Genomic DNA, 24,524 nt, shown 5'->3' with positions numbered 1-24,524 from the left:
CACTCGCCAACCACTTGATCCGCAAAAGCCCGCCGAAGCCTCGGCAACCGCTTGCCGATCGTCCAGACACGGTTTCGCGACCTGTGCCGCTTGACCAGGGGGCGGGCAGGGGATACCCCCTTCGAGACCCTGTTTTCTCGGGAGATTATCCTAATGACCAACCCTTCCATCCTCATCCTGCCCGGCGACGGGATCGGCCCCGAAGTCATGGCCGAGGTTCGCAAAGTCATCGATTGGTACGGTGCCAAGCGCGACCTCGCCTTCGACGTGAGCGAAGACCTCGTCGGCGGCGCGGCCTATGACAAGCACGGCGTGCCGCTGGCCGATGAGACGATGGCGAAGGCGCAGGAAGTGGACGCGGTTCTGCTCGGCGCCGTGGGTGGCCCGAAATACGACACGCTCGACTTCTCGGTGAAGCCGGAGCGCGGCCTGCTGCGTCTGCGCAAAGAGATGGACCTGTTTGCGAACCTGCGCCCCGCGCAATGCTTCGACGCGCTCGCCGATTTCTCCTCGCTGAAGAAGGACGTGGTCGCAGGCCTCGACATCATGATCGTGCGCGAACTGACCTCGGGCGTCTATTTCGGCGAGCCGCGCGGCATCTTCGAAGAAGGCAACGAGCGCGTCGGCATCAACACCCAGCGCTACACCGAGTCCGAGATCGAGCGCGCCGCCCGTGCCGCGTTCGAACTGGCGATGAAGCGCAACAAGAAGCTCTGCTCGATGGAGAAAGCCAACGTGATGGAGTCGGGCATCCTCTGGCGCGAAGTCGTGACCCGCGTCGGTCAGGACTACCCGGAAGTCGAACTGAGCCACATGTATGCGGATAACGGCGCGATGCAGCTCGTGCGCGCGCCCAAGCAGTTCGACGTGATCGTCACCGACAACCTGTTCGGCGACATCTTGTCTGACTGCGCGGCGATGCTGACCGGTTCGCTCGGGATGCTGCCTTCGGCGAGCCTCGGCGCGCCGATGGCGAATGGCCGCCCGAAAGCGATGTACGAGCCCGTTCACGGTTCGGCGCCCGATATTGCGGGGCAGGGCAAGGCCAACCCGATCGCCTGTATCCTCAGCTTCGCGATGGCGTTGCGCTACAGCTTCGATCAGGGCGACGAGGCGACCCGCCTGGAAAACGCGATCGAGAAAGTGCTGGCCGATGGCGTGCGCACCGCGGACCTGATGGGCCCCGAAGGCGGCACCCCGGTCTCGACCGCCGAGATGGGCGACAAGATCATCGAAGCGCTCGACGCCTCGCTCTGATCCAAGAGAACAGTCTCATGAAAAGGCGCGGGCGAAAGCTTGCGCCTTTTTCATGCCGCGGCCTTGCAACTCCCGAACATCCGCCCAAGATGCGAGCGATAACACCGGGAGCCTTCCATGCCCGATTTTGGCGGAAAATCAAACGCGCGCGGCGCCGCGCTCGGCCTGACATCGATGGCGATCTATGCCACGCATGACGTCATCATCAAACATCTTGGCCAGACCTATTCGCCGGTTCAGATCGTGTTCTTCGCGGCGCTTCTATCCTTCCCGCTGCTCTCGGTGATCCTGCTCAACGACAAGCGCGAGGGCAGCCTGCGCCCGGTTCATCCCGGTTGGGTCGTGGGGCGTGTCGTCACCACCGTCGTCACTGGGCTCTGCGCGTTCTACGCCTTCTCGACCCTGCCACTGGCGCAGGTCTATCCGCTTCTCTTCGCGATGCCGCTGCTGGTCACCGTCTTCTCGATCCCGATCCTCGGCGAGCGGGTCGGTATCCACCGCTGGGCCGCTGTCATCCTCGGCCTGATCGGCGTGGTGATCGTGATGCGCCCCGGACAGGCGGAACTCGCGCCGGGCCATTTCGCGGCGATGACGGCGGCGGTGACCGGCGCCCTCGCCTCGGTGATCGTGCGCAAGATCGGTTCGGAGGAGCGTTCTGTCGTCCTCCTGCTCTCGCCGCTTCTGGGCAACGTGATCGTCATGGCGATCCTTCTCCCTTTCGTCTGGCAGCCGCTTCAGATTACCGATCTCGGCCTGATGGCGGTGATCGCGATGTTCGGCCTGACCGCGTCCTTCCTGCAAATCCTCGCCTATCGCGCGGGAGAGGCCGCAATCGTCGCGCCGATGCAATATTCGCAGATCCTCTGGGCGGTCTTTTACGGCTGGATCATTTTCCACGAGAGCGTGGATATCCCGACGCTCGTCGGCGCCGGCGTCGTGATCCTGTCCGGCATCTACATCGTGATCCGCGAGACCCGCGTCTCCACGAACCAGCCGGTGCTGCGCACGCGGGGACGTTCGGAAACCGCGACCGCGCCGCGTTCGTCGCTTCTGGGCCGCGTTTTGGGCCTTCGCGCACCCAATTCAAGAAGCTGATCAAGACCCCCTTGCAAAACCCCGCGCAAGCCGCTAATTCCCCGCCCACGGTCGGAGCGTAGCGCAGCCTGGTAGCGCACCTGCTTCGGGAGCAGGGGGTCGGAGGTTCGAATCCTCTCGCTCCGACCATTTCCCGATTTTCCCTGATTTCTTGGCTTTTGGCGATGTCGCTGGCCTTTCGGCCCGTGCTTTGGCACAACTTTCCCGAAGCAATGAAGGCAGGGCGCATGCAGGTCGAAGCAACACCCCTCAGCGGCGTTCTTGTGATCACCCCGAAGCGATTCGGCGATCACCGCGGATTTTTCTCCGAGAGCTATTCGGCGAAGCGATTTGCCGAAGCCGGGATCGAGATCGATTTCGTGCAGGACAACCATTCGGTCTCGGAGACCGTGGGCACCGTGCGCGGGTTGCATTTTCAGGCCCCGCCCCACGCTCAGGCGAAACTGGTGCGCTGCGGACGCGGGCGGCTCTGGGATGTCGCGGTTGATATCCGCAAGGGCAGCCCGACTTACGGGCAATGGTTCGGCACGGAGCTGAGCTTCGAGAACGGCAAGCAGCTGCTGATCCCGGCGGGCTTCGCGCATGGGTTCGTGACGCTCGAGCCGGGGACCGAGATCGTCTACAAATGCTCGGATTACTACGCGCCCGAGTGTGAAGGCGCGATCCGCTGGGACGATCCCGATCTGGGCATAGATTGGCCACTTTCCGCAGGCATAGAGCCTGTTTTGTCCGGCAAGGATGCCGAAGCACCTCTTTTCGCTACCTTCGACAGCCCCTTCACCTGGGAGGGCGCAGCATGAAGATTCTCGTCACCGGTGGTGCCGGGTTCATCGGCTCCGCCGTCGTCCGCCTCGCCGTCTCGCGCGGCCATGAGGTCGTGAATCTCGACGCGCTGACCTATGCCGCCTGCCTCGAGAATGTCGCGCCCGTCTCGGGCAGCCCGCTTTATGCGTTCGTGCAGGCCGATATCCGCGACCCCGAGGCTTTGGCGGCGATCTTCGCTCGCCACAAGCCCGACGCGGTGATGCATCTCGCCGCCGAAAGCCATGTGGACCGCTCGATCGACGGTCCCGGCGCCTTTATCGAGACGAACGTGATGGGCACCTACAACATGCTGCAAGCGGCGCGCAGCTTTTGGGAGGGAGCGGGCCGCCCCGAGAGCTTCCGCTTCCATCACATCTCGACCGACGAGGTCTATGGCACGCTTGGGGCCACCGGCCAGTTCACCGAAGAGACGCCCTACGCCCCAAATAGTCCCTATTCCGCCTCGAAAGCGGGCTCGGACCATCTCGTGCGCGCTTGGCACGAGACCTATGGCCTGCCGGTCGTGCTCACCAATTGCTCGAACAATTACGGCCCCTATCACTTCCCGGAAAAGCTGATCCCGGTCGTGATCCTGAACGCGCTCGCGGGCAAGCCGCTGCCGATCTATGGCGACGGCTCGAATGTGCGCGACTGGCTCTATGTCGAGGATCACGCCGATGCGCTGCTTCTGGTTCTGGAGAAGGGCGCTTTAGGCCGCAGCTACAATATCGGCGGCGAGAACGAGCGGTCGAACCTCGATCTGGTCCAGACGATCTGCACCATTCTCGACAAGCTGCGTCCGGGCGACGCGCCCTATGCCGATCTGATCACCTTCGTCACCGACCGCCCCGGCCACGATGCCCGCTACGCGATCGACCCGACCCGCATCCGCGAGGAGCTGGGCTGGCGCCCGAGCGTCACCGTCGAAGAGGGGCTCGAGCGCACCGTGCGCTGGTATCTCGAGAACGAGGACTGGTGGCGCCCGCTGCTGGAGCGGCACGGCGTCGGTGAAAGGCTGGGCAAGGCATGATCCTCGTCTTCGGACAGACCGGCCAAGTCGCGCAGGAATTGCAGCGCCTCGCACCCGATGCGGCGTTCTTGGGCCGGGATAGGGTCGATTTGAGCAATCCCGACGCCGCCGCACAGGCGATCCGGGAGGCCAAGCCAGAGGCCGTAATCAACGCCGCGGCCTATACGGCTGTCGACAAAGCTGAAAAAGAAGAGGCGCTTGCCCAGGCGGTCAACGGTGACGCGCCCGCGGCGATGGCCGAGGCCTGCCGCGACCTTGGCATCCCCTTCGTTCACATCTCCACCGATTACGTCTTCGACGGCTCGGGGGACGCGCCGTTCAAACCGACCGATCCGACCGCGCCGCTGGGCGCCTATGGCCGCACCAAGCTCGCAGGCGAAGAGGCGATCCGGGCCGCAGGCGGCCCCTTCGCCATCCTGCGCACGAGTTGGGTCTTTTCGGCGCATGGCGGGAATTTCGTGAAAACGATGCTGCGCCTGTCGGAAAGCCGCGATCACCTGACGATCGTCGCCGACCAGATCGGTGGCCTGACTCCGGCCAAGGCCATCGCCGAGGCCTGCCTGACGATAGCGCAAGAGTTGCAGCGCGCGCCCGAGAAGAGCGGCGTTTACCATTTCTCAGGCTCTCCCGATGTAAGCTGGGCAGGCTTCGCGCGGGAGATCTTCGCGCGGGCCGGGCGGGACGTGACGGTGGAGGACATTCCCACCGCCGATTATCCGACGCCCGCGAAACGGCCGCTCAATTCGCGGCTCGACTGCAGCGATCTGGCCGTGTTCGGCCTGAACAGACCCGACTGGAGATCGGGATTGGACGAGGTTTTGACCGAATTGGGGGCGATATGACGCGCAAGGGGATCATTCTGGCGGGCGGCTCCGGCACGCGGCTCTATCCGATCACGATGGGCGTCTCAAAACAGCTTCTGCCGGTCTATGACAAACCGATGATTTACTATCCGCTGACGACGCTGATGCTGGCCGGCATTCGCGAGATTGCGGTGATCACCACGCCGCATGATCAGGAGCAGTTCATCCGCACGCTCGGCGATGGCAGCCAATGGGGGCTGAGCCTGACCTATATCACCCAGCCCTCGCCCGACGGTCTGGCGCAGGCCTATCTGCTAGCTGAAGATTTTCTCGCGGGCAGCCCTTCGGCGATGGTTCTGGGCGACAACATCTTCTTCGGGGCGGGTCTCGGCGAGATCCTGAAAGCGGCGAATGCGACCACAGAGGGCGGCACCGTCTTCGGCTACCGCGTCCGCGATCCCGAACGCTACGGCGTAGTGGATTTCGACGAGAGCGGCAAAGTGCGTGCGATCATCGAGAAGCCCGAAGTACCGCCCTCGCAATTCGCGGTCACGGGGCTCTATTTCCTCGACGAGACCGCTCCGGACCGCGCCAAGACGATCACGCCGTCCGCTCGGGGCGAGTTGGAGATCACCTCGCTTCTGGAAACCTACCTACATGACGGCGCGCTCTCGGTCACGCAGATGGGCCGGGGCTTTGCCTGGCTCGACACCGGAACGCATGGCAGCCTGCTCGATGCGGGGAACTTCGTGCGAACGCTGGAAGAGCGACAGGGGCTGCAAAGCGGCTCGCCGGATGAAATCGCCTTCGAGAAAGGCTGGATCAGTGGCGAGCAACTGAAAGATCGCGCGAATGAGTTCGGCAAGAACAGCTATGGCGAGTATCTGCTGCGCCTGATCGAGTGATGGTCAATGGCACGGGTCACGATCCTGATGGCGACACGCGATCCGGGCCCGGAGTTGCGCGATCAGCTCGAAAGCCTCGCGACGCAGACGCATCCTGAGTGGCGGCTGATTGTTGGGGACGACAGCCGAAGCGATGCCGCACACGATCTATTGGCAGAGTTCGCGCGGAGCCATGAGGTATGGATTGTAGCCGGGCCGCAAAAAGGAGCGGGGGTGAATTTCCTATCTCTTCTAAGCGGCTTGGACCCCGCCACGACCGAGTTCATCGCCTTCTGCGATCAGGATGATGTTTGGTTGCCGGATCGGCTCGCGCGGGGGATTTCGGCCTTGGACGAGGGTAAACCTGCTCTCTATTGCAGCCGCACATGGGTCTGTGACGCTAATTTGGGAAACAAACACCTTTCGGCGCGACATCCACATCGGCCATCGTTCCGTAACGCTCTGGTCCAGAATATCGCGGCCGGTAACACGATCCTCCTGAACCCGGCCGGGGCCGGGCTTGCCATCTCTGCGGCGCGCGAATTGCAGGTCGCGCCGCGCCATGACTGGTGGATCTATCAACTGTTCACTGGCTGCGGCGTCCGGGTCGTCTATGACGCGGAACCTACGCTTCTCTATCGACAGCATGGCCGCAACGCGGAAGGTGCGAACCTCACGATGCGTGCAAAGCTCTCTCGGTTGAAGCGGCTGCTGAAGGGTGAATGGCGTGGTTGGATCGATGTCCAATGCGCGGCGCTTACCGCCTCCGCGCATCGGTTCACGCCCGAAAACCGGACCATTTTCAACCGCTTCTTGAATATGCGCGAGGCAGATTTTTCGACCCGAATGAAAGAATTCGCCCGGCTGAGGCTCTATCGCCAAAGCCGGGCGGCTACGCTTGCCCTTTGGATTGGGGCCGTGTTTCGCCTGATTTAGGGTCTCAAATCCGGAAAATCGGCTGCAGAAGGCGCGGCAGGAGCCCCTTGAACTTCAGCGGCGCATCGGTCGCGGCGAGGCAGATGCAGACATCTTCCATCCCCGCGATCGGCGTGTGGTCGAGATCGTCATCCGCCACTTCCACATCGCCCACGCCAAAGCGCCCGGTTTCGTCCGAGAAGGAGCCCTGCAGAACCATGGTCAGTTCCAGGCCGCCATGGGTATGATCGGGCACCGCCATTCCCGGTGGGATGTAGAGAAGCCGTGCCGACCCCTCCTTGTCCTCGCTCAGGATGGCCTGCTTGATGCCGCCGCCCAAGGCACGCCAGCGCGGGTTGTCCGCACCCATCGCCTCGACCACGGCGCCCGGATAGATTCCTGCGCGCGCGGGTTGCGCCGCGACGATCACATCGTCGTCGTCCAGCCCATCAAACACACGTCGCCGCAAATCGTCGCTCGGCGCCATGCCTTCAAGCTCGTCCAGAACCAGCCCGCCTGCCAGTTCCTCTGCTTCAAGCCTTGCGCGACACTCGTCGCACTGGCTCACATGCGCCGCGACGACCAGCGAAAACGCATGACCCAGCGAGCCGGTCGCGTAAGACCGAACCAACCAATCGGGCAAATGATGCGTAATCTCCGTCATTCGTCTCTCAGATCCCTTAACTCGTGTCTAAGCTTCTCCAGCGCGAGCCGGATCCGCGATTTGATCGTCCCAAGTGCGAGGCCTGTTGCCTCGCGTATTTCTGCCTGTGTGAGTTCACCCACGTAGGCCCGCTCGATAATGTCGCGCTGCGCTTCGGGCAGAGCCTTGATCGCTTCACGCAGTTGCGCCGCTTCCTGTTCCAACCCGATCGCCGCGTCGGCTTCTCGGGTTTCCCGCGTTTCCGCTTCGGCGACCAGCTCGTCTGGAACGGGCCGGGGCCGTCTTCGGATCACATCGATCTGCCGATTGCGCGCAATTCGGTAGATCCATGCCGAGGCGCGCGCCCGCGTCTCGTCGTAAAGATGAGCCTTGCGCCAGATCGTGAGCATCACGTCCTGCACCACATCCTCCGCCGCCGCCTGCGACATGCCAGAGCGCACCAGCATCCCCTTCAGCCGCGGCGAGAAGTGATCGTAAAGCCGCGCGAAGGCCATTTTGTCACGCCTGTCACGAACGGCGACGAGCCAGTCGGTCTGCTCGCATGCCGCCTCTGGCGTCGGTTTCGCTGAATTCTTGTCGTCCATACTCTTCCCGGCAAAGGTATGTCCCGCCGCGATTGGCGGGGTCCCCGTGGTGTCGAAGTTGATGGTCGCATCTCTCAGCATGTGACCGATACGCAGCTTATGGGAATCTGGTTCACATGAGTCGCGAAAAAACTTCTGATCCAAACGGTAATATGCACCGTTAAGCCTTCAAGAGCTTGGGAGAATTCGAATGTCATTTGATGCCGTGCATCCACAGGCGCAACGCATCGCGATCATCGGCTCGGGGATTTCCGGTCTGGCCGCGGCGTGGCAACTCGCGCCGCAGAACCGCGTTACCGTCTACGAGGCGGAGCCGCGGCTCGGTGGGCATTCGCGGACGATCGTCGCGGGGCGCAACGGCGATCAGCCGGTCGATACCGGTTTCATCGTCTTCAACTACGCGAATTATCCCCATCTGACGCGCCTGTTCTCCGAGCTCGACGTGCCCGTCGAGAAATCCGACATGAGCTTTGGCGTGACGATCGATCAAGGCCGCATCGAATATGCGCTGCGCGATCTGAACAGCCTCGTGGCGCAAAAGCGCAACCTCGCCCGGCCGGGATTTCTGCGGATGGTCGCGGATATCGCGAAGTTCAATGCGAAAGCCGTCTCTGTCGCGCAGAGTGACGACGTGACGATCGACGGCCTGCTGGACGAGTTGAACTTAGGCGACTGGTTCCGGCGCTATTACCTGCTGCCGATTTGCGGGGCGATCTGGTCTACGCCCGCCGATCAGATCGGCGCGTTTCCCGCGAAAAGCCTGCTGCGCTTCTTCGAGAACCACGCGCTGTTGTCAGCGACCGGTCAGCATCAGTGGTGGACAGTCTCGGGCGGGTCGATCGAATATGTAAAGCGGCTGGAGGCGGCCTTGCGTCTGCGTGGTGTCGAATTCCGCATCGGTACCCCGGTCACCGCGATCAAGCGGGAGCGAAATTCGGTCGCCATTCTGGCGGAAAAGGCCCTTCCGGATCAGTTCGACCAGGTGATCATCGCCACCCATTCCGATCAGGCGCTCAAGCTGCTCGCCAAGCCGACCCCGCAGGAGCAGGCCGCGCTTTCGGCGGTCCGCTATCAGCCAAACGATGTATATCTTCATCGCGACGAGGCGCAGATGCCGCGCCGGCGCGCTTGTTGGTCGAGCTGGGTCTACCAGGCGCAGACCCGTGCGAGCGAGACGCGGCTTGGTGTGACCTATTGGATGAACAAGTTGCAGAACATCCCCGAGCGCGATCCGCTCTTTGTCACACTGAACCCCGACACACCAATTGCCGAGGAAAAGATCTACGACCACGAGGTCTTCTGGCACCCGGTCTTCGACCGCGCGGCGTTGCGGGCGCAGGGCGAAATCCAGGCGATACAGGGTCTGAATCGGACCTGGTTTGCAGGGGCGTGGCTACGTCATGGCTTCCACGAGGACGGGTTTGCCTCGGCCGTTCGGGTTGCGCGCGAGCTCAATCGCGGGGCGCAGCCGCAGATCAAGTTCGAGAAGGTGCCCGCATGAGTGGCGAATTCTGTCCCGGTCACACGGTCCATGCGCGGCGGGGCGCGATTGCCCACCAGTTCCGCTATCACGTCGATTACGTGCTGATCGATCCGGATTCGCGGGGCCCCTGGCCAAGAGTATTCTCACGACGTGGGCGCAACCTCGCGACGGTGCAGGACAAGGACTATGGTGGGACGCCTCATCATGGGGAAGGCGCGGAGTGGGTCCGCAAGCAGCTCTCTCGGCTCGGTGCGCCGGAGATCGCGAAGCTCCGCCTTCTGACCCAACCGAAAATTCTCGGGGCGGGGTTCAACCCTGTGAATTTCTGGCTGGCCTATGATGCGCAAGACGACCTGCGCGCCGTTATCGCGGAGGTGAACAACACTTTCGGTGATCGGCACTCCTATCTCTGCGCCACCCCCGATTTCGACCCTATTTCTGCGGAAACCGAGCTTCACGCTGCGAAGATCTTCCATGTTTCCCCGTTCCAGACGATCGCGGGCGAGTATCGCTTCCGCTTCGATATCCGGGCGGAACATATCCGCATCCGCATCGACCACCGAAATGGAGAAGAAGGCGTGGTTGCGACTCTCGTGACCGACCGGCGTCCACTCACCTCGGTGGCACTTCTCGGGATGGCGCTGCGCCGTCCGCTCACCCCAATCCGCACGCTCGGCCTGATCTACTGGCAGGCCCTGCGGCTCAAGCTCAAAGGCGCCCGCTACCTGCCGCGGCCCACACCCCCGACCGAGGAGATCAGCCAATGATGCCTTTCCTGACCAACCGCATCCGCAGCGAATTCCTCGCCACATGCGAGAAGATCGAGCATGGGACGCTCTATTTGCGCCTGCCCGACGGCACCGCTCGCCGCTTTGGTCACGGAGAGCCGCAGGCCGATATGGAAATCCGCGACTGGCAAGCCGTGGTGGCGATGGCGTCTCGCGGCGATGTCGGCCTAGGCGAGGCCTATATTGCGGGGCTATGGGAGACCTCCTCGATCGAGGCGCTTCTTTCTCTCGCGCTGAAGAACCTCGATGTGGTCGACGGCTATGCCTATGCGGGCTTCTGGTCGAACCTGAAATTCCGCCTGATCGACCGGTTGATGCGGGCCAATTCGCTGCGTGGCGCTTCGCGCAACATTCGGGCGCATTACGATGTCGGAAATGAGTTTTATCAACTCTGGCTCGATGAAGGGATGAGTTATTCGTCGGCGCTTTTCGCGCCGGGCGACAGCGATCTGCACCGGGCCCAAAACCGCAAGCTCGATCGCATTCTCGACCGGATGGGTGAGGGGGAGCAGGTGCTGGAGATCGGCTGCGGCTGGGGACATTTCGCCGAACGCGCGGCCGAGCAGGGGCGCCACGTCACCGGCATCACCATCTCGCCCAGTCAGAAAGGCTATGCCGATGCGCGGCTCGATGGGCGCGCGGATATCCGGCTTCAAGACTATCGCCGTACGCCGGGGCAGTTCGATCATATCGTCTCCATCGAGATGATCGAAGCGGTCGGAGAGCGCTACTGGCCGAACTATTTCCGTACTCTGAAAGAGCGGCTCGCGGAGGGCGGTTCGGCAATGATTCAGGCCATAACAGTGTCTGATTCCTACTTTCCGAAATATCGCCAGACCTCGGATTTCATCCGGCAATACACCTTCCCCGGCGGGATGCTCCTGTCGGACGGCGTGATCCGGGATCAGGCGGCGAAGGCGGGCCTGGCGGTGAAGGACAGCTTCGCTTTCGGGCAGGACTATGCCGAAACCTGCCGGCAATGGGCCGCCCGCTTGAAAGAGCGCAGCGCGCGGGCTGCCGAGCTGGGCTTTGGCCCGGAATTCCTGCGCAACTGGGCCTACTATCTCGAAGCCTGCGCGGCGGCTTTCGCGGTCGGCCATACCGATGTCGTTCAGGTGCAACTGGCACATGCGAGGGCGTAACATGATGCTGAAATTGTTAATTGTCGTCGCGGCCCTGATCTTTGCGGCTTTGCTGGTCCGACACTTCTTCTTCTCTTTCCCGGCGCAGAAATCTGCGGATTACGCGGCAGAGAGCCCGGAATTCGACATCCGGCGGGCCTTCGACGGTCCCGTCGAGGCGCACGGCATGATCTACGGGCCCGACGGCCGCGTCACCTCCCGCTTCCGCGCTGTGATGACGGGGCGGTTCACCAATGACGGTGGCGTAATCGAGGAAGAGTTCGAATATGCCTCAGGGCGTCGCCAGAGCCGGGCATGGAATATTCAGTTCGGGCCGAACGGCGAGATCAGCTCGACCGCCGACGATATCGAAGGCCGCGCCGAGATGGAGCAGTCGGGCAACGCGCTGCGGATGCGATACCGGCTGCGGCTGCCGGAAGACGCGGGCGGCCATGTGCTCGACGTTACCGACTGGATTTACCTGATGCCGGACGGGACGCTTCTGAACCGGTCGCAGATGCGCAAATTCGGCATCAAGGTGGCGGAGCTGTTCGCGGTCATGCGGCCGATGACCGAACCGGCCGAATGATCACTCGAAGCAACTGGCGCGGCCGTCTTTCTGGATCGTCGCCGCGCCATCCATGATCGAACGCGCGCGGCGCGACAGGAAGCTGCCGGGCTTCGCTGCCGAACGGTCCTTCGGGTCCGGCAGGACGCCTGCGATCAGCGCGGATTGCCGGGCGCTCAGCTTGTCGGGTGTGCTGCGGAAATAGCGATGCGCCGCAGCATCCACCCCGAACGCTCCCTCATCGAACTCGGCGACGTTAAGATAGATTTCCAAAATCCGTCTCTTGCCCCAGATCGCTTCGGCGAGCGGTGTCATAGAAGCCTCCAGCGCCTTGCGCAGCCAGCTTCGGCCCTGCCAGAGAAACACGTTCTTCACGGTCTGCTGGGTGATCGTCGAGGCGCCGCGATTGGCGCCATCGTCGATCGCCTTGCGGATCGCGCGCATGTCGAAGCCCCAGTGATTGCAGAAATTGGCATCCTCCGCCGCGACGACCGACCGGGCAAGCACCGGCGCAATATCCTCGAGCGGCACCCATTTCTGATCCACCGCACCGAGCCGCTGGCGTTCGCTCCAAATCGTCCAGGTGGTCGGTGGGTTAACGAACTTGAAAAGAACCATAAGCACGAGCACGAGCGCGACGAGACCGAGCAGGCCGCGCAGCGCCCATTTAAGAGCGCCGCGAAACGGCGCTCGCATGCGGGTGGAGACACTCGATTTCGTGCTGCGTTTGGCGGGCTTTCTGCCCGTTTTTTTCGTGCTCTTTGCCATGCGCGTATAAGTCACAGCGCGCCCCGAGGGGTCAAGCGACAAGGAGCGCCAATTCCGGCCCGCGTGCCACCTGTCGCGCCGTTACCATGGTTTCGATCGGTGCGTCTGAGACGGCTGTCCACGCGGTGCGGATCTCCTGCGCGAGGTCGCGATCTTCGTCGAGGATCATGTTCCCTGGAAAGAGGCTCTCGCTCGGCGCACCTTCGGCAATAAGAATATGATGCCGCGCGAAGAGCAGATGGCGATAGTGGACGGTTGCCCTCGGCTCGATCCGCACGCTTTTGCCATTCACCAGATGCTTTGCGGCGATCAGCACCTCGCTATCCGCGCAGGCGATCTCGGCGCGCCAGCCGCGCAGCAACATCCGGTGTTCCTGCGATACGTAGAGCGGACGTTCGTTGCCAATGGCACCGGCGGCGAAGCGGACCGGCGCGTAAAGGCCGGCGCCACGGCAGACCCGTCCCCCCGCCCAAAGGAGCGGCTTGGGCCCTTCGTCTTCGGTTGAGACGAGATCGCCTGCCGAGAGCGTTTCGACCGCACGCGGACCACTGGGTGTCTCGACCCGCGTGCCGGCGAGAAAACAGGCGGGTCCGAGGTCGCCGACAGGGGCCTGCGTGCTTTGCGTGACGTAGGTCGAGCTGACGAAGGTCGCGTTGTGGAGGATCGTACCGTCCGAGGGCGTAAACACGGCCGTCCCGTCGCGCAGGTAGAACGTATCGCCGGTGATCGTTTCCTGCATGCCGTTCGCACGTTCGATCGTGATCGTGTCGCCGCGCCAGACATCGGTGACGCGTTGGCCGTTGATCGTGTCGCGGGCACCGTTGCTGCTTGATATCCAGTTGTCGTTGTTCCTGTCGACGATTTCGAATGTCGTCGGAGACAGGGCGGTGCCTGCGGTGGGCGGATTGCCCGGGTCCATGACGTAGAACTGATCGTAATAAGTCGCCATCTTTACTGCCCTGGTAACGTTATTATTGGTTATTCGTTACGTGGTAAGCAGCGATCTGGGCGACACGAAGGCGCCTGTAAGGCGCAAAATTAACACAGGATTAAAAAGTGGCAGCCCGGCGACGGGCCAATTCAGAGCGCAGAGGGGCCGACCATCCGAGCAAGGCCGCCGGTCGAGCCTTCGCTGATTTCCTCGCCGGTGAAGGCCGTGGTGCCCCCAGAGGAGAGCGCGACTTCCAGCCGTTCGTGGAAATCTTCCGGCAGGGGAATCTGCAGCACGCGGTCGCTTGCATGGCCCAGTGTCCGCATTCGGTCGAGCACTTCGGCGGCGCTGGCTTTCTTAAGCATGATGAAAACCGCAGAGCCGCCTTCCGGCAGGCTCTCTCCCGCTTCGCGCAGGAAGGAGGTATTCAGCCCGATATCCGTGAACTTGCCCGAGATCACCCCGGCCCCGGCGCCCACTACTGCCCCGACCAGTGGCGACAGGAAAACCAACCCGAGGACGCCGCCCCAGACCGCGCCGCCGATCGCGCCGAGGGCGACCGTATTGCTGTTCTCATGGACCCGGACCGCGCCGCTTTGCTCGCGGGTCACGACGACAATGTCCTGCGACCGGAAAAATCCCTCTTTCTCGAGGGCGGTCAGTTCCTCGCGCATCGCGAAACCGGCGGCTTCCGTTTCATGCGCCATCACCAGTAATTCGGACATCGTTACCTCCAGACAGAACAAAGGGCGAGACATTTGTCTCGCCCTTTGAAACGGTTCCGTGAGGGGGTGGGTTCCCTTATTCCGCCGGCACTGCCTGCGGCTCGTCGCTGAGCGGATAGGACAGATGCGCCAGCATTTCCTTCGGGCAGACCTGCAGGAAGTTGGCCTTCTCGGTCTCCCAGTGCTGGAGAATATCTGCGCCTTTGCGCGATCCCGTTTCGGCGACGTGACGCTCGATCAGGCCTTTCAGCTCGGCTTCCCAATGCTCGTGGCCCAGCCCGCAGGTGACGAGGCTTTCGAGATTGATCAGCTCTTCCGCCGTATTGTCCGGATCGTAGAGATAGGCCATGCCGCCGGTCATGCCCGCACCGAAGTTCGGGCCGATCGAGCCGAGGATCACCGCGACGCCGCCGGTCGTGTATTCGCAACCGTTGGAGCCGCAGCCCTCGATCACCACTTTCGCACCCGAGTTACGCACCGCGAAGCGCTCGCCTGCGCGGCCCGCCGCGAAGAGGTAACCCTCGGTCGCGCCGTAAAGCACGGTGTTGCCGATAATCGTGTTCTCGGAGGCCACCAGCGGCGAAGCCATGGGCGGACGGACGACGATCATGCCACCCGAGAGGCCCTTGCCGACATAGTCGTTGGCATCGCCCGACACTTCGATCTTCAGACCCGGGGCCGCGAAGGCGCCCAGCGACTGACCGCAGGAGCCGGTCAGCTTCACCGTCAGGTGGTCCGATTGCAGCGCGTTGCGCATCCCGAAGTTCTTCACGATGTGCGAAGAGGCGCGCGTCCCGATGGTGCGCAGCGTGTTGCGCACCGCGTAGGAGAGCTGCATCTTCTCGCCATCCTCGAAGAAGCGGTGACCGTCCTTGATGATCTCGGCGTCGAGCGTGTCCGAAACCCAGTTACGCGGCTTCGAGCGGTCGTAGACGATCTTGTCCCAGCCATCGACGGTGATCAGGAGCGGATTGAGATCCAGATCGTCGAGATGCGCCGACCCGCGGCTCACCTGGCTGAGAAGATCGGCGCGCCCGATCACCTCGTCGAGCGAACGCGCACCGATCGAGGCGAGGATTTCGCGCACTTCCTGAGCGTAGAAGGTGATGAGGTTCACCACCTTGTCCGCCGTGCCGGTGAACTTGGCGCGCAGCTCCGGATCCTGGGTGCAGACGCCCACCGGGCAGGTGTTCGACTGACACTGACGGACCATGATGCAGCCCATCGCGATCAGGGCGGCAGTGCCGATGCCGTATTCCTCGGCCCCCATCATTGCCGCCATCACGATATCGCGGCCCGTGCGCAGACCGCCATCTGTCCGCAGGGTGACGCGTTCGCGCAGATTGTTCATCGCGAGAACCTGATGCGCTTCGGTCAGACCCATCTCCCACGGGAGACCGGCATATTTGATCGAGGTCGCGGGCGATGCGCCCGTGCCGCCGTTGTGGCCCGAGATCAGGATGATATCGGCCTTCGCCTTCGCGACACCGGCCGCGATCGTGCCGACGCCCGAGGACGCCACCAGCTTCACCGTCACTTTGACCTTCGGGTTGATCTGCTTGAGGTCGTAGATCAGCTGCGCGAGGTCTTCGATCGAGTAGATGTCGTGGTGCGGCGGCGGCGAGATCAGGGTCACGCCCTTGGTCGAGTGCCGCAGACGCGCGATCAGGTCGGTGACTTTCATCCCCGGAAGCTGGCCGCCTTCACCGGGCTTGGCACCCTGAGCGACCTTGATCTCAAGCTCTTCGCAGTGGTTGAGGTATTCGGCGGTGACACCGAAACGGCCCGACGCCACCTGCTTGATCTTCGCCGACGGGTTGTCGCCGTTCGGCTCGGGCACGAAATGCGCCGGGTCTTCGCCGCCTTCACCCGAGTCCGACTTCGCGCCGATCCGGTTCATCGCGACGTTCAGGAGCTTGTGCGCCTCGGGCGAAAGCGCGCCCAACGACATGCCCGGCGTCACGAAACGCTTACGGATCGAGGTGATCGACTCGACCTCTTCGATCGGCACCGGCTTGCCCAGCGATTTGATGTCCAGCATGTCGCGGATGTGGATCGGCGGGTTCGCCCGCATCATCGCGGAATACTGCTTCCACAGGTCATAGCTCGCGCGGTTACAGGCCGATTGCAGCATGTGCATCGACTGCGCGCCCCAGGCGTGGCTTTCGCCGGTGCGGCGCGCCTTGTAGAAGCCGCCGATCGGCAGCACGTCCTGACCGCCTTTCCAGCCCTTCGCATGCACGCCTTCAAGCGCGTGCTGGATGCCGTGCAGACCGATGCCGGAGATGCGCGAGTGCATGCCGGGGAAATATTCCGCGACCATCGCGCGCGACAGACCCACGGCTTCGAAGTTCAGACCGCCGCGATAGGAGGAAATCACCGAGATCCCCATCTTCGACATGATCTTCAGCAGACCGGCGTCGATCGCATCGCGATACTTGCGCATCGCATCGACGAGCGAGCCGCTCAGCAGCCCACGGTCGATCCGGTCGGCGATCGTGTCCTGCGCGAGATAGGCGTTCACTGTGGTCGCGCCCGAGCCGATCAGCACCGCGAAGTAATGCGGGTCGATACATTCCGCCGAGCGGACGTTGATCGAACAGAAGGTCCGCAGACCTTTCTGCGTCAGCCAGCTATGCACCGCCGAGGTCGCGAGGATCATCGGCATCGCGACCTTGTTCTCGTCCTGCTCCTCGTCGGTCAGCACGATATGCAGCGCACCCGAGCGCACCGCGTCTTCGGCTTCCTGACGGATCCGGGTCAGACCCTCGCGCAGCGCATCCTGATCCGCATTGGCCGGGAAGGTGCAGTCGATCATCGCCACCTGCTCGCCGAATTCCTTGAGCATGTGGTCGAATTCGGAATTCGCGAGGAACGGGCTTTCGAGGATCCAGATTTCGGTCTGCGAGCTGTCCTCGTCGAGGACGTTCTTCAGGTTGCCGAAGCGCGTCTTGAGCGACATCACCCGGCTTTCACGAAGCGAGTCGATCGGCGGGTTGGTCACCTGGCTGAAGTTCTGACGGAAGAAATGGCTCAGCGGACGGTATTGCTTAGACAGAACCGCAGGCGGCGTGTCGTCGCCCATAGAGGCGATGGCTTCCTTGCCGTCCTCTGCCATCGGCGCGAGAATCTGTTCAATCTCTTCGACCGTGTAGCCCGCTGCGACCTGACGCTTGCGCAGCGTGCCGCCGGAGAATTTCGGCTCTTCCGGCACGTCCACGAGGATCGCGTTCAGATCGGTAACCTTGCCGACCCATTCGCCGAAGGGCTGTGCCGCGGCCAGTTTGTCCTTGATTTCGGTGTCGTGGTAGAGCTTGCCCTCGCGCATATCGACCGCGATCATCTGACCCGGGCCAAGCGCGCCCTTTTCCACGACCGTCGCCTCATCGATCGGCACCATGCCGGCTTCCGAGCCTGCGATCAGGACGCCGTCACCGGTAATGACATAGCGCAGCGGGCGCAGGCCGTTGCGGTCGAGACCGCCGCAGACCCAGCGGCCATCGGTCATCGCCAGCGCGGCGGGGCCGTCCCACGGCTCCATCACGGCGTTGCAATAGGCATACATGTCCTGCCATGCGGAGGGCATCGTATCGGTGGATTTCGACCAAGGCTCGGGCACGAGCATGGTCTTCACCATCGGCGCGTTGCGGCCCGAGCGGACCATCAGTTCGAACACCGCATCGAGCGCACCGGAATCCGACGCACCTGCCGGGATGATCGGCTTGATGTCTTCGGCGCTGTCGCCGAAGGCCGAGGAGGCCATGCGGATTTCATGGCTCTTCATCCAGTTGGTATTGCCCTTGATCGTGTTGATCTCGCCGTTATGCGCCAGCATCCGGAACGGCTGCGCCAGCCACCACTGCGGGAAGGTGTTGGTGGAATAGCGCTGGTGATAGATCGCGAAGGCGGATTCGAAGCGCTCATCCTTCAGATCGGGATAGAATTCCGCGACCTGCTCGGCCAGCATCATGCCTTTGTAGATGATCGAGCGCGTCGACAGCGAGCAGATGTAGAGCCCATTGATCTGCGCAGCGATCGCCGCTTTCTCGATGCGGCGGCGGATGATGTAGAGCTCGCGCTCGAACTGCTCCTCGTCGATGTCCTTGTCGTTGCGGATCAGGATCTGCTCGATCTCGGGACGCGTTGCGTTGGCCTTCTCGCCCAGCACTTCGGTGTTCACCGGAACGTGGCGCCAGCCGTAGATGTAGTGACCCATCCGAAGAACTTCGGATTCGACGATCGTGCGGCAGCGCTCCTGCGCGCCGAAATCGGTGCGCGGCAGGAAGACCTGACCGACGGCAACCATTTTCTCCATGTCCGGCTCGTGGCCGGTGCGGCGGATCTGGTCGTAGAAGAAGGGGGCCGGGATCTGGACGTGAATGCCCGCGCCGTCGCCGGTCTTGCCGTCGGCATCGACCGCGCCGCGGTGCCAGATCGCCTTCAGCGCGTCGATGCCGTTCTCCACGACGCGGCGCGAGGCCTTGCCGTCGATCGACACCACGAGACCGACGCCGCAGGACGCCTTCTCGTCATCTTCCTTCCATAGCGAATTCTCGTTCATCCACTGGCGTTTCGCTTCCTCGGCGGCCACCCAGGCTTCGTCATATTTGGTCATTGCAGTGCCTCCTTGGAGAAAGAGCGGGAAAGGGGGGCGAGGCTGACGCGCGTGGGCCGCAGATCGGCCTCCGTCATCATCAGGTCGCAGTCATATTCAGGCGTCTCGGTCGAAAAACCGGGATCGCCGGGAAAGTCGAAGCGTACCGGGCTGTCGTCATAACTCACGACATCGCCCTGATCGTTCTCGAACCGCTCGGCACCGCTGAAGAACACGCGATACTTGCGCGAGATATATTGCGTGCCGGTGCGGGTCGCGACGGTTTGGCCGTTCTGGTCGTCTTCGCGCAGGTCGAAGGTGATTGTCTCGAGCGGAACATCGTCGATGCTGAGCGAGTTGCCGGTGAGGGCATCGCTGCCGACATAGCGGCGCAGGCCCCGGTAATTCGACCGCGTGACGAAATCGTAATCGTCCTTGCCATCCGACAGGAGCGCCGAGAACGAGGGGGCGTCCTTCGACGCGCCCGGATCGAACATCTCGATCTCGCCGGTATCGGTCGACACGCTTTCGAGCCAGCGGGTCTCGGAATCTATATGGCTCAGGTAATAGATGCCCTCGCCATCCGCGAACGCGGTCCAGAGATCGCCCTCGGGATCGGCGGCGCAGCGATAGTAATTGGCGACCTGACAGTTATGCATCTGCACGGTCATGAAGACCTCGCAGCCCTGCGGCGGCTTGAAGTCTGCGGCATGGGCGGGCAGGGCGCTGAAGAGCCCCCCGCAGATCGCCATGCCGAGAAAATTCGACCGCATCGCATGCATTCCTTTTCAGATCGACAGGGCGCGGATCACTCCGCTGCCACCGCCGCCACGTTTTCGAGATAGCCCAGGATCGAGCCAGCCGCTTCGCGCCCGTCGCGGATCGCCCAGACGACGAGGCTAGCACCGCGCACGATGTCGCCGACCGCGTAGACGCCGGGGATCGAGGTCGCGTGGGTGCCGAACTCGGCCTTCACGGTGCCCCAGCGGGTCGTTTCCAGATCGTCGGCGTCCCACGCGCCGGGCAGATCTTCGGGCTCGAAACCGAGCGCCTTGATCACCAGGTCGGCCTCTTCGTCATAGATGCCGCCCTCGATCTTCTCGGGGCTCTGACGGCCCGACTTGTCCGGAGCGCCCAGACGCATCCGCTGCACCGAGCAGTTGGTGACGGGATTGCCCGAGAAGCCGGCCGGTGCGGAGAGCCAGACGAATTCCACGCCTTCTTCCTCGGCATTCTGCACTTCGCGCTGCGAGCCCGGCATGTTGGCGCGGTCGCGGCGATAGAGACATTTCACCGAAGTGGCGCCCTGACGGATCGCGGTGCGCACGCAGTCCATCGCGGTGTCGCCCCCGCCGATGACGAGGACGCGCTTGTCCTTGGCGTTGAGCGTGCCGTCCTCGAATTCCGGTACCTCGTCGCCGAAGCTCTTGCGGTTCGAGGCGGTGAGATAGTCGATCGCGCGCACGATGCCGGCCGCGTCCGACCCCTCGTCGGTCAGTTCGCGCGTCTTGTAGACGCCCGTTGCGATCAACACCGCGTCATGCTTGCCGCGGATCGCGTCGAAGGAGATGTCGGTGCCGACATTGCAGTTCAGCACGAATTCGACGCCGCCATCTTCCAGCTGCTTCACGCGCTGCATGACGATGTCTTTCTCGAGCTTGAAGCCGGGGATGCCGTAAGTCATCAGGCCACCCGCGCGGTCGTAGCGGTCATAGACGGTGACCTGAACGCCTGCGCGACGCAGCATGTCGGCCGCTGCCAGGCCGCCCGGACCCGCGCCGATGATGCCGACGCTTTCGGCACGCTCGGTCGCCGGTTTGATCGGCTTCACCCAGCCCATGTCGAAAGCGGTGTCGGTGATGTATTTCTCGACCGCGCCGATGGTGACGGTGCCGTGGCCCGACTGTTCGATCACGCAGTTGCCTTCGCACAGACGATCCTGCGGGCAGATGCGACCGCAGATTTCCGGGAAGGTATTGGTCGCCTGCGACATCTCATAGGCTTCCTGCAGACGGCCTTCGGCGGTCAGGCGCAGCCAGTCGGGGATGTTGTTATGGAGCGGGCAATGCGTGTGGCAATACGGCACGCCGCACTGGCTGCAGCGGCTCGCCTGCTCGGCAGCCTTCTCGTCCGCGTATTCGCGATAGATTTCGTTGAAATCATGGGAGCGCACGTTCGCGTCGCGCTTCTGAGGCATCTCTTTCGCCGTCTTGACGAACTTGAGCATCGGTTGCTTGGCCATTGTGGCGCCTCCCTAGAAAACCGGTGGGTGCGCATGACTACACCGCTTGCCGCAGCAATAAAAGTAAGCAAGGCTGACCTAAATGTGCGTTTTTTGTGTGAGGTGCGCGAGAAGGCCCCTCAAAATCACTCAAACTAGGTCAGCTTAGTTTACGTTATTGCGGCTTTTCCCTGATTTTCCTGAAGATGACGCACCGCCAAAAAGCGATTCGCGCTCCGTTAGCTTAGCACACCGACCGCCGCGAGGCTCAGCAAGAGCCCACCGAAGATGATCCGGTAGATCGCGAAGATGGTGAAACGGTGCCCCTGAATGTAACCAAGGAGCCATTTCACCGCGACAAAGGCCGTGATTGTCGAGACGACGAAGGCAACGCTGAGCGCGGTCCAGTCCTCGTTGCCGCCGGCCCCGTCCTTGAACTGTTTGAGCAATTCGTAACCGCTCGCCGCATACATGGTGGGGATGCCGACGAGGAAGGCGAATTCAGTCGCGGCCGCGCGGTTCGAGGTGCCCAGAAGCATCGCTACGAAGATCGTCGTGGCGGAACGCGAGGTGCCCGGAAAGACCCCGGCCACGATCTGCGCGATCCCGACTGCGATCGCGACACGCCAGAAAACGTGGCTGCTATCGGGCTGACGATCCGCGACCCGCTCGGCAAAGAGCATCCAGAAGCCGCCGATCACCAGCGCCCAGGCGACTGGCTGAATGGCCGTCGGCAACTCGAAGCCCATCTTCTTTACGATCAGGCCCAGAACAGCCGTAATCAGGAAGGCAACGGTAAGCTTCGCCAAATAGTCGCGGTTTTCAGGATCGCGCCAGTTGAACAGCAGTTCCATCAGGCGGCGCCAGTAGATCAGCGTGACGGCGAGGATCGCCCCGGCCTGAATGACGATATTGTAGGTATCCGAGCGCGTACCGAGCCAATGTTCGGCGAGAATGAGGTGGCCAGTGCTCGAAATCGGGAGGAACTCGGTGATCCCTTCGATCACACCGAGCAGAACATCGTTCAGATAGCTCAAGAATACCGCCTATGTCAGAACTGCGCCGCACGCGACGCTTGGAGGTGGGTCAGGTCTTGCGAAGGTTCTTCGCGGAAGCCTTGATGTCGTCATACTGGCCACCGGGACGGAAGCGCCACAGGTAGCCGGGCATCACGGCTTCCATTGCCATAGGATGGATCCCGAGATCGGAGAAGCCTTTCGCCCCCTCGGACACGACATTGTCAGTCTGCAGGTTCTTCACCTGATCGCGCGTGAGGATGCGGTTGGTGAACAGCCCGCCGGTGACGGCCTGGCCCAGATCGAAGACGCCGCCCATGATGTTTGCGATCCAGCGCGGCAGCGACAGCACGAGCCGACGACGGTGGATCACTGCCAGCATCTGCTTCATCAGGTCGTGGAAGGTTTCTACATCCGGCCCGCCGAGTTCATAGATGCCGGGCGCGACTTTCCCGTCGGCGCCCATGACCGCCACCTTCGCGACATCGTCGACGAAAACCGGCTGGAACTTGGTCTTGCCACCGGTGATCGGAAGGATCGGGGTGAAGCGCGCCATCGAGGCGAACTTGTTGAAGAAACCGTCCTCGTTGCCGAAAATGATCGAGGGACGCAGGATCACGGCCTGCGGATAGGCCTCCAGAACCGCTTTCTCGCCCGCAGCCTTGGTGCGGGCATATTCGCTGGGGCTGTCCGGATCGGCGCCAATGGCCGAGATCTGCACCAGTTTCGGCACGTTCATCTCTGCGGCGATACGTGCCACGCGGCCTGCGCCTTCGGCCTGCACCGCCCCGAACTTGTTCTTGCCTTCGTTCACCAGGATGCCGACGCAGTTGATCACCGCATCCGCGCCCTGCATCGCTGCGCGCACGCTGGCATCGTCGCGAATATTGCAGAAGACCGGCTCGACTTGCCCGACCGCACCGTAGGGTTTGACGAAGAGCGCCTCGTTCGGACGCCGGACCGCAACGCGAATCCGCCAACCGTCCTTTGCCATGCGCCGCGCGATATACCGCCCGACGAACCCCGAACCGCCGTAGATCGTAACCAGCTTGGACATGGGCAGAGGCCTTTCCTTGCAAGAATTTCGTCCTTTGATTACCGCCTCGCCCCCGCGGGAACAAGGCCAAAGACCCGAAGAGTGAAAGCTTGCGAATTTTTCGTGTCGATCCCCGTTGACAGTCCCAGCGCCGCTCTGTATCTCGCGCTCCACGGCACCTGCCCAGGTGGCGGAATTGGTAGACGCGCACGGTTCAGGTCCGTGTGCCGCAAGGCGTGGAGGTTCGAGTCCTCTCCTGGGCACCACTACTAAAAAGTCGCGCAACTCATCTGGGTTGCGCGACTTTTTCGTTTTCGGGTGGCGCGTCCTCGTGCAGCGGCCCGCGCTTTGCTTTATTTCCTGCGGAAAAAGCGCGCGCGATCGTAAAGCGCCTCGAGCCTAGCCATGCGGGCCGAGGTTTCCTCCCAAGTGAGCGACTGGATCGCAGCCATGAAGGTTTCGACCAGAACCTGAATCGCGACCGTCGAATCCCATGCCGAGGGCGCTTCGATCTGCGCCGAAAACCGATAGCGCGCATGCGCCGCGGCAGGCGAGACCCAGGGATCGGTGATCAGCACGACTTCCGCGCCCTGCTCGACCGCCATCTCCACCAGTTGCAGCACGCTCGATTCATAGCGGCGAATGTCGAATACCAGCAGCACGTCGCCCTTCTGCATCTCCAGAAGCGCGGGCGGCCAGCTGTTCGATAGTGGTTCGAGCAGCTCGACCCCGGGCCGGATCACCTTCATATGTGCCACGAAATAAGCTGCGATCGGGCCGGTGATCCGGCCCCCGGTCGCGAAAATGCGCCGCTTCGGATCGGCCATCATCGCGGCGGCGGCGTCGAACTCGGCATGGTCGATCTGCTTCAGGGTCGCCTGCAGGTTGCCCAGAACCGTATCGGCGAAGCGGTTGATCATATGGGTATCGGGCGCATCCCCCGCCCAGCGGTCATGTTTGACGAGCGGGGAGACAAGCTGCGCCTCCAGCTCGTCGCGCACCGCCTGCTGCAGTCCCGGATAGCCACCATAGCCCATCTTCTGGGCAAGTCTCACGACGGTGGGAGAGGAGACCTCGGCGGCGCGCGCCAGCTGCGCGACAGATCCCAGAAGCGCCATCGGATAGTGACGCAGGATATGTCCGGCGAGCTGCTTCTCGGTCCGGGTCATCTCTTCGATGCCCGACCGGAGCCTGTCTTCGATGCTTTGTGTGGCTGCTGACAAATCGGGCACTCCCG

The 24,524-nt window shown here is 62.7% G+C and carries 22 protein-coding genes and 2 tRNA genes; 13 read left to right on the top strand and 11 right to left on the bottom strand.

What is annotated here, in order from left to right:
• Window positions 1-153 precede the first annotated feature (153 nt).
• The 8 genes from leuB (at window position 154) to B6V73_RS11275 (ending at window position 6,809) form a co-directional block, all read left to right on the top strand.
• Entirely contained in the window at window positions 154-1,257 is a 1,104-nt protein-coding gene (gene leuB / locus B6V73_RS11310) for a 3-isopropylmalate dehydrogenase (RefSeq protein WP_088723490.1), read from the top strand.
• A 117-nt stretch (window positions 1,258-1,374) separates the two neighbouring features.
• The gene (locus B6V73_RS11305; protein ID WP_088725283.1) at window positions 1,375-2,352 is read left to right on the top strand and encodes a DMT family transporter; all 978 of its coding nucleotides are present in this window, start codon (window positions 1,375-1,377) and stop codon (window positions 2,350-2,352) included.
• Window positions 2,353-2,404: 52 nt separating this feature from the next.
• Window positions 2,405-2,481, top strand: a tRNA-Pro gene (locus B6V73_RS11300).
• A 98-nt stretch (window positions 2,482-2,579) separates the two neighbouring features.
• Complete coding sequence (gene rfbC, locus B6V73_RS11295; protein ID WP_168174888.1) at window positions 2,580-3,152, top strand: dTDP-4-dehydrorhamnose 3,5-epimerase; 573 nt, start codon at window positions 2,580-2,582, stop codon at window positions 3,150-3,152.
• Complete coding sequence (gene rfbB / locus B6V73_RS11290; RefSeq protein ID WP_088725281.1) at window positions 3,149-4,186, top strand: dTDP-glucose 4,6-dehydratase; 1,038 nt, start codon at window positions 3,149-3,151, stop codon at window positions 4,184-4,186. The genes rfbC and rfbB overlap by 4 nt, the downstream gene beginning before the upstream one ends.
• The gene (gene rfbD, locus B6V73_RS11285; RefSeq protein WP_088725280.1) at window positions 4,183-5,028 is read left to right on the top strand and encodes a dTDP-4-dehydrorhamnose reductase; all 846 of its coding nucleotides are present in this window, start codon (window positions 4,183-4,185) and stop codon (window positions 5,026-5,028) included. Before rfbB ends, rfbD begins: the two co-directional genes overlap by 4 nt.
• The gene (rfbA, locus tag B6V73_RS11280; protein ID WP_088725279.1) at window positions 5,025-5,894 is read left to right on the top strand and encodes a glucose-1-phosphate thymidylyltransferase RfbA; all 870 of its coding nucleotides are present in this window, start codon (window positions 5,025-5,027) and stop codon (window positions 5,892-5,894) included. Before rfbD ends, rfbA begins: the two co-directional genes overlap by 4 nt.
• A gap of 6 nt (window positions 5,895-5,900) precedes the next feature.
• On the top strand, window positions 5,901-6,809 hold the full coding sequence (locus B6V73_RS11275; protein WP_088725278.1) for a glycosyltransferase: 909 nt from the start codon (window positions 5,901-5,903) through the stop codon (window positions 6,807-6,809).
• A 4-nt stretch (window positions 6,810-6,813) separates the two neighbouring features.
• Here B6V73_RS11275 and B6V73_RS11270 read toward each other — a convergent pair whose 3' ends face one another.
• Together B6V73_RS11270 and B6V73_RS11265 are read right to left on the bottom strand one after the other, a co-directional pair.
• Window positions 6,814-7,452: a ChrR family anti-sigma-E factor gene (locus tag B6V73_RS11270; RefSeq protein ID WP_075775155.1), complete on the bottom strand. Its 639-nt coding sequence runs from the start codon at window positions 7,450-7,452 to the stop codon at window positions 6,814-6,816.
• The gene (locus tag B6V73_RS11265) at window positions 7,449-8,036 is read right to left on the bottom strand and encodes a sigma-70 family RNA polymerase sigma factor (RefSeq protein ID WP_075775156.1); all 588 of its coding nucleotides are present in this window, start codon (window positions 8,034-8,036) and stop codon (window positions 7,449-7,451) included. Before B6V73_RS11265 ends, B6V73_RS11270 begins: the two co-directional genes overlap by 4 nt.
• Before the next feature lie 190 nt (window positions 8,037-8,226).
• On the opposite strand from B6V73_RS11265, the gene B6V73_RS11260 reads away from it, so the two are divergent.
• The 4 genes from B6V73_RS11260 to B6V73_RS11245 are packed head-to-tail and all read left to right on the top strand — an operon-like array spanning window position 8,227 to window position 12,017.
• Window positions 8,227-9,537 (top strand): FAD-dependent oxidoreductase, encoded by a 1,311-nt coding sequence (locus B6V73_RS11260; protein ID WP_088725277.1) that lies wholly within the window; start codon window positions 8,227-8,229, stop codon window positions 9,535-9,537.
• Window positions 9,534-10,286, top strand: a complete 753-nt coding sequence (locus B6V73_RS11255; RefSeq protein WP_088725276.1) for a DUF1365 domain-containing protein — start codon at window positions 9,534-9,536, stop codon at window positions 10,284-10,286. Before B6V73_RS11260 ends, B6V73_RS11255 begins: the two co-directional genes overlap by 4 nt.
• Entirely contained in the window at window positions 10,286-11,449 is a 1,164-nt protein-coding gene (locus B6V73_RS11250) for a cyclopropane-fatty-acyl-phospholipid synthase family protein (RefSeq protein WP_075775449.1), read from the top strand. Before B6V73_RS11255 ends, B6V73_RS11250 begins: the two co-directional genes overlap by 1 nt.
• A gap of 1 nt (window position 11,450) precedes the next feature.
• The gene (locus tag B6V73_RS11245) at window positions 11,451-12,017 is read left to right on the top strand and encodes a DUF3833 domain-containing protein (RefSeq protein WP_233243064.1); all 567 of its coding nucleotides are present in this window, start codon (window positions 11,451-11,453) and stop codon (window positions 12,015-12,017) included.
• Here B6V73_RS11245 and mtgA read toward each other — a convergent pair whose 3' ends face one another.
• From mtgA to B6V73_RS11205, 8 genes are all read right to left on the bottom strand, one after another.
• Window positions 12,018-12,764 (bottom strand): monofunctional biosynthetic peptidoglycan transglycosylase, encoded by a 747-nt coding sequence (gene mtgA / locus B6V73_RS11240; RefSeq protein ID WP_075775159.1) that lies wholly within the window; start codon window positions 12,762-12,764, stop codon window positions 12,018-12,020.
• Between the two features lie 31 nt (window positions 12,765-12,795).
• Window positions 12,796-13,713 carry a Hint domain-containing protein gene (locus tag B6V73_RS11235; protein ID WP_088725275.1) on the bottom strand — a complete coding sequence of 306 codons (918 nt, stop codon included), beginning with the start codon at window positions 13,711-13,713 and terminating at the stop codon, window positions 12,796-12,798.
• A 131-nt stretch (window positions 13,714-13,844) separates the two neighbouring features.
• Window positions 13,845-14,420, bottom strand: a complete 576-nt coding sequence (locus tag B6V73_RS11230; RefSeq protein ID WP_168174887.1) for a DUF1269 domain-containing protein — start codon at window positions 14,418-14,420, stop codon at window positions 13,845-13,847.
• 76 nt (window positions 14,421-14,496) lie between these two features.
• The gene (gene gltB, locus B6V73_RS11225; protein ID WP_088725273.1) at window positions 14,497-19,035 is read right to left on the bottom strand and encodes a glutamate synthase large subunit; all 4,539 of its coding nucleotides are present in this window, start codon (window positions 19,033-19,035) and stop codon (window positions 14,497-14,499) included.
• Window positions 19,032-19,787 carry a hypothetical protein gene (locus tag B6V73_RS11220; protein WP_233243063.1) on the bottom strand — a complete coding sequence of 252 codons (756 nt, stop codon included), beginning with the start codon at window positions 19,785-19,787 and terminating at the stop codon, window positions 19,032-19,034. The genes gltB and B6V73_RS11220 overlap by 4 nt, the downstream gene beginning before the upstream one ends.
• A gap of 35 nt (window positions 19,788-19,822) precedes the next feature.
• Window positions 19,823-21,256 (bottom strand): NAD(P)-dependent oxidoreductase, encoded by a 1,434-nt coding sequence (locus tag B6V73_RS11215; protein WP_088725272.1) that lies wholly within the window; start codon window positions 21,254-21,256, stop codon window positions 19,823-19,825.
• A gap of 218 nt (window positions 21,257-21,474) precedes the next feature.
• Window positions 21,475-22,272, bottom strand: a complete 798-nt coding sequence (locus B6V73_RS11210; protein ID WP_088725271.1) for an undecaprenyl-diphosphate phosphatase — start codon at window positions 22,270-22,272, stop codon at window positions 21,475-21,477.
• A 49-nt stretch (window positions 22,273-22,321) separates the two neighbouring features.
• On the bottom strand, window positions 22,322-23,308 hold the full coding sequence (locus B6V73_RS11205) for a complex I NDUFA9 subunit family protein (protein ID WP_088725270.1): 987 nt from the start codon (window positions 23,306-23,308) through the stop codon (window positions 22,322-22,324).
• Between the two features lie 160 nt (window positions 23,309-23,468).
• Between B6V73_RS11205 and B6V73_RS11200 the strand changes: the two genes are divergently transcribed.
• Window positions 23,469-23,553 (top strand) — tRNA-Leu (locus tag B6V73_RS11200).
• Window positions 23,554-23,640: 87 nt separating this feature from the next.
• Here the strand turns inward: B6V73_RS11200 and B6V73_RS11195 are convergent.
• Window positions 23,641-24,519 carry a MurR/RpiR family transcriptional regulator gene (locus B6V73_RS11195; protein WP_240497113.1) on the bottom strand — a complete coding sequence of 293 codons (879 nt, stop codon included), beginning with the start codon at window positions 24,517-24,519 and terminating at the stop codon, window positions 23,641-23,643.
• Window positions 24,520-24,524: the final 5 nt, after the last annotated feature.

Source organism: Thioclava sp. JM3 (genome assembly GCF_002213185.1).
Taxonomy (GTDB): Bacteria; Pseudomonadota; Alphaproteobacteria; order Rhodobacterales; family Rhodobacteraceae; genus Thioclava; species Thioclava nitratireducens.
This window is presented reverse-complemented; position numbering and strand designations above follow the sequence as displayed.

Excerpts from the sequence above, each read along its gene's own strand:
- mtgA (WP_075775159.1), bottom strand. The coding sequence starts at position 12,764 with ATGGCAAAGAGCACGAAAAAAACGGGCAGAAAGCCCGCCAAACGCAGC.
- rfbD (WP_088725280.1), top strand. The coding sequence starts at position 4,183 with ATGATCCTCGTCTTCGGACAGACCGGCCAAGTCGCGCAGGAATTGCAG.
- B6V73_RS11275 (WP_088725278.1), top strand. The coding sequence starts at position 5,901 with ATGGCACGGGTCACGATCCTGATGGCGACACGCGATCCGGGCCCGGAG.
- rfbC (WP_168174888.1), top strand. The coding sequence starts at position 2,580 with ATGCAGGTCGAAGCAACACCCCTCAGCGGCGTTCTTGTGATCACCCCG.
- B6V73_RS11235 (WP_088725275.1), bottom strand. The coding sequence starts at position 13,713 with ATGGCGACTTATTACGATCAGTTCTACGTCATGGACCCGGGCAATCCG.
- B6V73_RS11305 (WP_088725283.1), top strand. The coding sequence starts at position 1,375 with ATGCCCGATTTTGGCGGAAAATCAAACGCGCGCGGCGCCGCGCTCGGC.
- B6V73_RS11205 (WP_088725270.1), bottom strand. The coding sequence starts at position 23,308 with ATGTCCAAGCTGGTTACGATCTACGGCGGTTCGGGGTTCGTCGGGCGG.
- B6V73_RS11250 (WP_075775449.1), top strand. The coding sequence starts at position 10,286 with ATGCCTTTCCTGACCAACCGCATCCGCAGCGAATTCCTCGCCACATGC.
- B6V73_RS11245 (WP_233243064.1), top strand. The coding sequence starts at position 11,451 with ATGATGCTGAAATTGTTAATTGTCGTCGCGGCCCTGATCTTTGCGGCT.
- leuB (WP_088723490.1), top strand. The coding sequence starts at position 154 with ATGACCAACCCTTCCATCCTCATCCTGCCCGGCGACGGGATCGGCCCC.
- B6V73_RS11255 (WP_088725276.1), top strand. The coding sequence starts at position 9,534 with ATGAGTGGCGAATTCTGTCCCGGTCACACGGTCCATGCGCGGCGGGGC.
- B6V73_RS11270 (WP_075775155.1), bottom strand. The coding sequence starts at position 7,452 with ATGACGGAGATTACGCATCATTTGCCCGATTGGTTGGTTCGGTCTTAC.
- B6V73_RS11260 (WP_088725277.1), top strand. The coding sequence starts at position 8,227 with ATGTCATTTGATGCCGTGCATCCACAGGCGCAACGCATCGCGATCATC.
- rfbB (WP_088725281.1), top strand. The coding sequence starts at position 3,149 with ATGAAGATTCTCGTCACCGGTGGTGCCGGGTTCATCGGCTCCGCCGTC.
- gltB (WP_088725273.1), bottom strand. The coding sequence starts at position 19,035 with ATGACCAAATATGACGAAGCCTGGGTGGCCGCCGAGGAAGCGAAACGC.
- rfbA (WP_088725279.1), top strand. The coding sequence starts at position 5,025 with ATGACGCGCAAGGGGATCATTCTGGCGGGCGGCTCCGGCACGCGGCTC.
- B6V73_RS11265 (WP_075775156.1), bottom strand. The coding sequence starts at position 8,036 with ATGGACGACAAGAATTCAGCGAAACCGACGCCAGAGGCGGCATGCGAG.
- B6V73_RS11215 (WP_088725272.1), bottom strand. The coding sequence starts at position 21,256 with ATGGCCAAGCAACCGATGCTCAAGTTCGTCAAGACGGCGAAAGAGATG.
- B6V73_RS11220 (WP_233243063.1), bottom strand. The coding sequence starts at position 19,787 with ATGCGGTCGAATTTTCTCGGCATGGCGATCTGCGGGGGGCTCTTCAGC.
- B6V73_RS11230 (WP_168174887.1), bottom strand. The coding sequence starts at position 14,420 with ATGTCCGAATTACTGGTGATGGCGCATGAAACGGAAGCCGCCGGTTTC.